This is a genomic window from Mesorhizobium sp. M7A.F.Ca.CA.003.01.2.1 (genome assembly GCF_003998945.1).
Classification (GTDB): domain Bacteria; phylum Pseudomonadota; class Alphaproteobacteria; order Rhizobiales; family Rhizobiaceae; genus Mesorhizobium; species Mesorhizobium ciceri.
Genome location: NZ_RZRA01000217.1, coordinates 1 through 6,613, shown reverse-complemented (window position 1 = coordinate 6,613; position 6,613 = coordinate 1). Strand labels below are relative to the sequence as shown.

Annotated in this window: 10 protein-coding genes; 7 read left to right on the top strand and 3 right to left on the bottom strand. The window is 59.6% G+C overall.

Features of this window, described 5'->3' with window-relative positions:
- From EN969_RS11580 to EN969_RS11570, 3 genes are all read left to right on the top strand, one after another.
- Window positions 1-581: alpha-ketoglutarate-dependent dioxygenase AlkB (locus tag EN969_RS11580; protein WP_164758223.1), on the top strand; the 581-nt coding region annotated here is incomplete at its 5' end.
- Between the two features lie 132 nt (window positions 582-713).
- A complete protein-coding gene (locus EN969_RS11575; protein WP_050580528.1) occupies window positions 714-1,154 on the top strand; it encodes a DUF2231 domain-containing protein in 441 nt (146 codons plus the stop codon).
- Window positions 1,151-2,491 (top strand): sorbosone dehydrogenase family protein, encoded by a 1,341-nt coding sequence (locus tag EN969_RS11570; RefSeq protein ID WP_013531543.1) that lies wholly within the window; start codon window positions 1,151-1,153, stop codon window positions 2,489-2,491. Before EN969_RS11575 ends, EN969_RS11570 begins: the two co-directional genes overlap by 4 nt.
- A gap of 26 nt (window positions 2,492-2,517) precedes the next feature.
- On the opposite strand, the gene EN969_RS11565 is transcribed toward EN969_RS11570, so the two are convergent.
- Complete coding sequence (locus tag EN969_RS11565; protein WP_063168027.1) at window positions 2,518-3,354, bottom strand: alpha/beta hydrolase; 837 nt, start codon at window positions 3,352-3,354, stop codon at window positions 2,518-2,520.
- Between the two features lie 307 nt (window positions 3,355-3,661).
- Between EN969_RS11565 and EN969_RS11560 the strand changes: the two genes are divergently transcribed.
- The gene (locus EN969_RS11560) at window positions 3,662-4,279 is read left to right on the top strand and encodes an NAD(P)H-dependent oxidoreductase (protein WP_013531545.1); all 618 of its coding nucleotides are present in this window, start codon (window positions 3,662-3,664) and stop codon (window positions 4,277-4,279) included.
- Between the two features lie 156 nt (window positions 4,280-4,435).
- Window positions 4,436-4,600 carry a DUF3309 family protein gene (locus EN969_RS11555; RefSeq protein WP_013531546.1) on the top strand — a complete coding sequence of 55 codons (165 nt, stop codon included), beginning with the start codon at window positions 4,436-4,438 and terminating at the stop codon, window positions 4,598-4,600.
- Between the two features lie 128 nt (window positions 4,601-4,728).
- On the opposite strand, the gene EN969_RS11550 is transcribed toward EN969_RS11555, so the two are convergent.
- Window positions 4,729-5,334: a DUF1236 domain-containing protein gene (locus EN969_RS11550; protein WP_127419136.1), complete on the bottom strand. Its 606-nt coding sequence runs from the start codon at window positions 5,332-5,334 to the stop codon at window positions 4,729-4,731.
- A 154-nt stretch (window positions 5,335-5,488) separates the two neighbouring features.
- Between EN969_RS11550 and EN969_RS11545 the strand changes: the two genes are divergently transcribed.
- Together EN969_RS11545 and EN969_RS11540 are read left to right on the top strand one after the other, a co-directional pair.
- A complete protein-coding gene (locus EN969_RS11545) occupies window positions 5,489-5,980 on the top strand; it encodes a hypothetical protein (RefSeq protein ID WP_224674205.1) in 492 nt (163 codons plus the stop codon).
- Window positions 5,981-6,071: 91 nt separating this feature from the next.
- A complete protein-coding gene (locus tag EN969_RS11540) occupies window positions 6,072-6,308 on the top strand; it encodes a hypothetical protein (protein ID WP_013531549.1) in 237 nt (78 codons plus the stop codon).
- 10 nt (window positions 6,309-6,318) lie between these two features.
- On the opposite strand, the gene EN969_RS11535 is transcribed toward EN969_RS11540, so the two are convergent.
- On the bottom strand, window positions 6,319-6,613 hold a 295-nt coding region (locus tag EN969_RS11535; protein ID WP_245467433.1), incomplete at its 5' end, for a hypothetical protein.

Below are 6,613 nucleotides of genomic sequence, written 5' to 3'. Positions count from 1 at the left end.
CATCCGGGCTTCAGCACGATCTCTTTGGTGCTGCCGACGACCTACCGGAAGGTTTCTTCTATCAGCCCGAGTTGATCACGGCGCAAGAAGAAACGGAACTCGCCCGGCATCTGGAAGGCCTGCCGTTCGAGGCGTTCGATTTCCATGGCCATCTGGCAAACCGGCGCGTCGTCGGTTTTGGCCTGCGTTACGACTACGACAGACGCCAGGTCGTCGAGGCGCCGCCGATCCCTGACTCCCTGCTGTCCCTGCGCGACAAGATCGCAGCGTTGGCAGGCCGGCCCGCCAACGCCTTCGCGCAAGTGTTGATCAACGAATACCGGCCCGGCGCCTGCATCGGCTGGCATCGAGACAAGCCTCATTTCGAAGACGTTGCGGGTGTTTCGTTGCTGGCGCCTTGCAGCTTCCGGCTCCGGCGGAAGAATGGCACCAAATGGGACCGCCGGACCATCGTCGTCGAACCAAGGTCGGCGTATCTCATGACCGGACCATCGCGCATGGAATGGGAGCACAGCATTCCGGCGGTTGACCTGCACCGCTACTCGATCACCTTGAGGACATTGCGCGCCAACTCCGCATGAGCATCGCGCGCCGAGCCGTTCTGTCGCATTGCCAGCGCCATCACGAGTTCTTGAACGCAAAACGGTTCCGGGAACCTCCCAACCACAAGTTGGTTTGGAGGACAGGTACAGCTTCAAAGGTGGAGAATGTCCATGGCCCGTGCCCGATCCGTGTTGGTGGCAGCCAGGCGTCCGTTCCATAAAACGCCGATGGCGGTCGCAAACGCATGTTTCGTCGGCACATTGCTGACCGACGTTGCCTATTGGCGAAGCGCTGAAATGATGTGGGCAGATTTTTCCGCCTGGCTGCTCCTTGCCGGCCTGGTTGTAGGCGTGCTCGCGGTCCTTGCAGCACTTGTCGATTTGTCTACCGGCCGACTTGCCCGTCAAGCCGGGCCTGCATGGCCATATCTCCTTGGCAGCCTCGTCGTGCTCGTCATATCGCTCTTCAACGCACTGGTGCACAGCCGTGATGCCTGGACCTCGGTCGTGCCGACGGGGCTCATCCTGTCCGCCGTCGCCGTGATCGTTATCCTCTTGCTGGGACTGCTGGGATGGAGCTCCGGCCACACTCAAGTGGAGGTGGTCGAATGAATGTCTCCGCCAGACATATCCGGCGTATCGCGAGCCTCGGTCTGCTGTTCGGATCGATTTTGGCGCTGCCCGCATGCAGCGATAACGAACCGGATCCCACCGATCAGGTCGGAGCAAACCCGACGCTGCCTGAACCTATTCAGTATCTGGTGCCGCCCATGCATGTCGCGTCGGTCGTCGGTTGGAAACAAGACGAGAAGCCGACCGTCGCCAAGGGTTTGCAAATCCAGGCCTTTGCCAAGGGCTTGAGGCATCCGCGCTCGCTTTACACATTGCCGAATGGTGACGTTCTGGTGGTCGAATCCGTGGCGCCGCCCGGTGCCGCGATCAAGCGGCCGAAAGACCTGATCATGGGCTGGATCGAGTCGATGGCGACCTCGGGCGGCGGCACCGAAGGAAGCAACCGTATCACCCTGCTGCGGGATACGAACGGCGATGGTCTGCCCGATGTCCAGGAGGTCTTCCTCGATCATCTCAATTCGCCCTTTGGCGTGGCCCTGGTCGGCAACGATCTCTACGTCGCCAACACCGACGCCATCGTGCGTTATCCCTACACGTCGGGCGACACCAAGATCACCGCGCCGGGCGCCGTGCTGACGCCATTGCCCGGCGGACCTATCGATCACCACTGGACAAAGTCTCTCGTGGCCAGCCCCGACGGGTCTCGGCTGTATGTCGGCATCGGATCCAACAGCAACATCACCGAGAACGGCATCCAGGCGGAAAAGGACCGGGCCGCCATCTGGGAAGTCGACAGGGCCACTGGCCGCTATCGTATTTTCGCGAGCGGCCTGCGCAATCCCAACGGGCTGAGTTGGGAGCCGCAGAGCGGCGCGCTGTGGGCTGTGATCAACGAGCGCGACGAGCTCGGTCCTAACCTGGTTCCCGACTACATGACCTCGGTCAAGGACGGCGCGTTCTATGGTTGGCCGTACAGCTACTATGGTCAGCATGTCGACCCGCGCGTGATGCCGCAGCGGCCGGACCTCGTCGCCAAGGCGATCCCTCCCGACTATGCCTTGAGTTCCCACGTCGCACCTCTGGGCTTGACGTTCTACACTGGAACCAACCTGCCGGAGCTCTATCGCAACGGCGCCTTTGTTGGCGAGCATGGTAGCTGGAACCGCAAGAGCTTCAACGGCTACAAGGTCGTTTTCGTGCCGTTTAAAGACGGTCATCCAGATGGCAAGCCGCAGGACGTCGTCACCGGTTTCCTCGGCAAGGACAACAAGGCGCACGGGCGGCCCGTCGGCGTTGCCGTCGACAAATCCGGCGCGCTGCTGATCGCCGACGATGTCGGGAACACGGTCTGGCGCGTAACTTCCACGAGCCAGTAGGCACCTGCATAACGCTGATCGCTTCACTATCTCGGTGCGAATTCCACCAGCGCCTTGACGAATTCTGCCGGTGCCTCGATCGGCAGGAATTCGCCGCAGTTGGCGATCATGTGACCTTGCAGGTTCTTTGCGCCAGACATCCTCAGACCTTCGAGGTAATCGTCAATCGATCCAAAATCCGCGTCGCCGCGGATATAAAGGATCGGAACTTCGATGCGCGCCGGGGCATTGGCCTCGGCATCCTGCTTGAACGCGCGATACCAATCAAAGCCGGCCTTAAGTGCCTCCGGCCTCGCATAGGCCTGCGTCAACGTCTCCCGCATTTCATTGGTCAATGCTTCGGGACGGCCGGCGAGCAGATCGAAGAAAAAATCGAAGTAGGCGCGTTGATGGCCCGTCACCAGCAACTCCGGTAACTCAGGCACCGCATGAAACGCAAAGTGCCAGATGCCCGGGTTTGCGACTACCTTCGTCCATGGATGAAGGCCGGGGATAACCGTATTCATCGGCACCGCGCCGACGATGCGACCGCCATGATGGCGAGCAGCAGCGAAGGCAATCATGCCGCCCACATCGAAGCCTGCAACGACGATGGATTTGGCCCCAAGCGCCTCGGCGGCTGAAATCACAATATCGGCAAGAACCTTCTTTTCCGCCGACGGCGGAGTGCCACGCGATTCACCGATCTCCGGAAGATCGAAAGCCAGCGTAAAGTATCGCGTGCCGAGTTCATCGAGCACACCATCATAGATTTTCCGGGAATGGGGCCAGCCGTGCAGAAGGATCAAGGCCGGTCGGCGCGGATCGCCGGCCGTGGATACCGCCAGCTGCATATCGCCTGCTTCGAGGGTCTGGACGAGCATCGTCTATCCATTTTCGGGAACTCAGAAGAAAACGAAGAGCGAACGAATAGGTTGCCCCACCAGTTCAATCTGCGTCGCTCGCCGCTGTCCGTTCTCCAACGTCTGTGCTCAAGGACCAGCCCGCTTTCTGAGCCGGCTCGACCGTCACCAAGTGGGAGGAGGGGGCCATCCACCGGCCCTGTTGGTCCGCCTGCGGAACAAGCATTTAACCCTGGCGTTAGAATGCCGGGCGATCCCGCAACGGGCGAATGGGCAGTCGCGAAGTCGTCGCGGCGGTTTGCAATTAGGACAATGCAGGGAGATTCACATGCCGCTTACGGCCTTCGCACTCAATTGCTCGCTCAAAGCTTCGAACGACAGGGAAAAATCCTCCACCGATCGGTTGCTCGCCGATGTCCTGGCGGCGTTGATGCAATACGATGTGAAGGGCGAGATCGTGCGTGCGCTCAGCCACGATATCAAGCCCGGCGTGCTCTCCGACATGGGCGAGGGCGACGATTGGCCGAAACTCAGAAAGAAGATACTGGCGGCCGACATCTTCGTGCTCGGGCTTCCGATCTGGCTTGGCCAGCCCTCGAGTGTGGCCAAGCGCGTCCTGGAGCGGATGGATGCCTTTCTCGAGGAGACGGATGACAGAGGGCGAATGCCGGCAGCAGGAAAGGTGGCCCTGGTGGCCATCGTCGGTAATGAGGACGGTGCGCATCACTGCCACGCGGAATGCTTTCAGGCATTGAACGATGTCGGCTTCACCATCCCGGCCAATGGCGGGGTCTACTGGGTTGGCGAGGCGATGGAGGACGTCAACTATGTCGACCTGCCGGCAACTCCGGAAAAAGTCTCGGGTGCGATCGAAATGGCAGCCTCAAACGCCGCCCATCTCGCTGGATTGCTGAAAGACCAGGGCTATTCGGGCGTCTCGGGATGACCTTTGTTCGCCTAAACAACTTTGAGCGGCCAGACATTGCAGCGTCGATGAGGTCTCAATCGGGAACAGGAAGGCTTGTAGCGAGTTCATATTCTCATCAGCCGGCGACCGCCGCTCCGTCTACACGGCGCGAAGCCGCAAACAGGAGAGCAAGTCATGGGTCTCGGCACAATTCTTATCATCATTCTGATTATCGCATTGCTTGGCGGCTTTAGTGGACTTGGCGGCGGGCCATTCTACGGCACCGGCTATTACGGGGGCGGCGGCCTCGGTCTTCTGCTGCTTATAGTCATAATCCTGGTCGTGCTCGGGCGTCTCTAGCCGAGTCCGCCATGCGGTGGCAGATTGTATCACCTGCCGCTTGCGGTTCTCTTCGGAGTTGCTTTGAATCCATAGCAGTCCGGCAATGACGGTCCGCCCTCTGGAGGGCGGACCACTCGTCGGACATATCAGGTCAAAATCAGCACGATCTTGAACGTATCCGGATCAACGATGACGATCCGACCGTCCGCAAGCACGAAATACTCGTAGCTTTCGTAAGCGGGAACGATCTTGACGATACGAGCCGGCAGCCGATGCAGCCTGACCTTGTGCCGCGGAACTTCGACGCCGACGCTGATGTCAAAATTGACATTGGACACAGGCTCGACCTTCGTCTCCCGGATAATCTGAGTGACTTGGGTTTTCTGCTCCACCGTCACGTTGTTGATGGAACCGGTCGACGTCGTATCCTGTGTCGAGGCCTTGCCCTGGGCCTGCTGGTCGGTGGTGGTGCCGGTCTTGCCCTGAGCCTGCTCGTCGGTCTGCATCTTGGTCTTGCCCTGGGCCTGCTGGTCGGTGGTGGTGCCGGCCTTGCCCTGAGCCTGCTCGTCGGTCTTCAGCTTGGCTTTGCCCTGGGCCTGCTCGCCCATCTTGGAGCCGTTCTGGCAGTCAGCCTGCCCGGAAGCGCAGTTGGCGTCTGCGCCAGATTGGCTTTCGGTCTGTTGTGTCTGAGCCGCCGCCGTTCCACAGCCGAGCCCGATGGCCAGCATGCTGGTAATGAGAACACGTTTCATGGGAAATCTCCCTGGGTAAGGTTCGTCCCTTCACTGGGTAGAACCAGCACCCAAAAAAAATGTTCCGAGATAGATGCGTGAGTGCTAAAAAACGACCCCGCTTGAGATCATACGATCGCGGGCGGAAGCCGCCGTTAAAGCGACCTTTTCAACCTTGGCGATTGCCCTAGCTGTCTCCGGAGAGGAGACCGACATGGCAATCTATAGTCTGAGAGTGGTCAGCTTCATTTTCGTTGCCCTGGCTTTCGCTCCGGCCGCCGCGCATTTCTTCGCTATGTTCAACAAGATGAAGCTCGACGGGCCAAACTATCTGGCTGCGCAGCGCGCCTATGATGGATGGAGCCTGTTCGGCATCGTGGTGCTGGGAGCATTGCTCTCCACGGCCGCCCTGGCGATCCTGCTCTATCGAGCGAGCGCATCTTTCGGCTTGGTTGTTGTCGCCTTTCTAAGCATCGGCGCCACGCAGTTTGCCTTCTGGACGCTGACCTATCCAATCAATCAGGCGACCCGGAACTGGACTGTCCTCCCTGAAAACTGGGAGCTGCTGCGGCGCCAATGGGAGTATTCGCATGCCATCGCCGCAGGCCTCAACGCCTTGGCGTTGCTGGTGCTTTTCATATCGGCGCTTCGCCCTGCGGTGCGTTGAACGACCACGTCGTCACCAGCACGGCCAGCGGGCAGGAACCACCATGAAGCGGAATCATTGAAACGCCAGATGTTCCAGCGCGGCAGGAAAAATGAAACGGTACTATTTTGATCTTCAAAACGGTGACGGCACGGTACCCGACGATGACGGGCAGCTGTTCGAATCCCGGGAACAAGCCAGAGCGGAAGCAATTCGTATTTTGCAGGATGTCGCCCAAGACGAAATGCCCGACTGCGATTTCGTCAAGATAACCGTCAAGGTACGCGATGAGATCGGTGCGCAGATGTTTGAGGCGTCGCTTGTTCTGACCTCCGGATGGAGCGTTTGATGTCGCAGTGCTAGCGGCGATACCGCACCGGGATTTGCACGACATTCTCCGATCCAGGCAGATCAAAGGCCATGGCCAGCTGACGTACGGAGGCCATCTCCACGATCAGTTCTTCAATCGAAAGGTCTGGCAGGCCGGTCTTCACCCTCTGCCTCACCCTGGCCGCAAGTTCATGAACCCGCACCGGGACGAAAAGCGGGCTGTCGTCCAGCAGCTTGCTGATTTCGATGACCACATCGGCGTCGATGTCTTTCGGCAATTCCCGCATGAGCGTCACCTCCAATCGAAGCAACAGCCCGCCATGT

Excerpts from the sequence above, each read along its gene's own strand:
- EN969_RS11575 (WP_050580528.1), top strand. The coding sequence starts at position 714 with ATGGCCCGTGCCCGATCCGTGTTGGTGGCAGCCAGGCGTCCGTTCCAT.
- EN969_RS11570 (WP_013531543.1), top strand. The coding sequence starts at position 1,151 with ATGAATGTCTCCGCCAGACATATCCGGCGTATCGCGAGCCTCGGTCTG.
- EN969_RS11565 (WP_063168027.1), bottom strand. The coding sequence starts at position 3,354 with ATGCTCGTCCAGACCCTCGAAGCAGGCGATATGCAGCTGGCGGTATCC.
- EN969_RS11560 (WP_013531545.1), top strand. The coding sequence starts at position 3,662 with ATGCCGCTTACGGCCTTCGCACTCAATTGCTCGCTCAAAGCTTCGAAC.
- EN969_RS11555 (WP_013531546.1), top strand. The coding sequence starts at position 4,436 with ATGGGTCTCGGCACAATTCTTATCATCATTCTGATTATCGCATTGCTT.
- EN969_RS11550 (WP_127419136.1), bottom strand. The coding sequence starts at position 5,334 with ATGAAACGTGTTCTCATTACCAGCATGCTGGCCATCGGGCTCGGCTGT.
- EN969_RS11540 (WP_013531549.1), top strand. The coding sequence starts at position 6,072 with ATGAAACGGTACTATTTTGATCTTCAAAACGGTGACGGCACGGTACCC.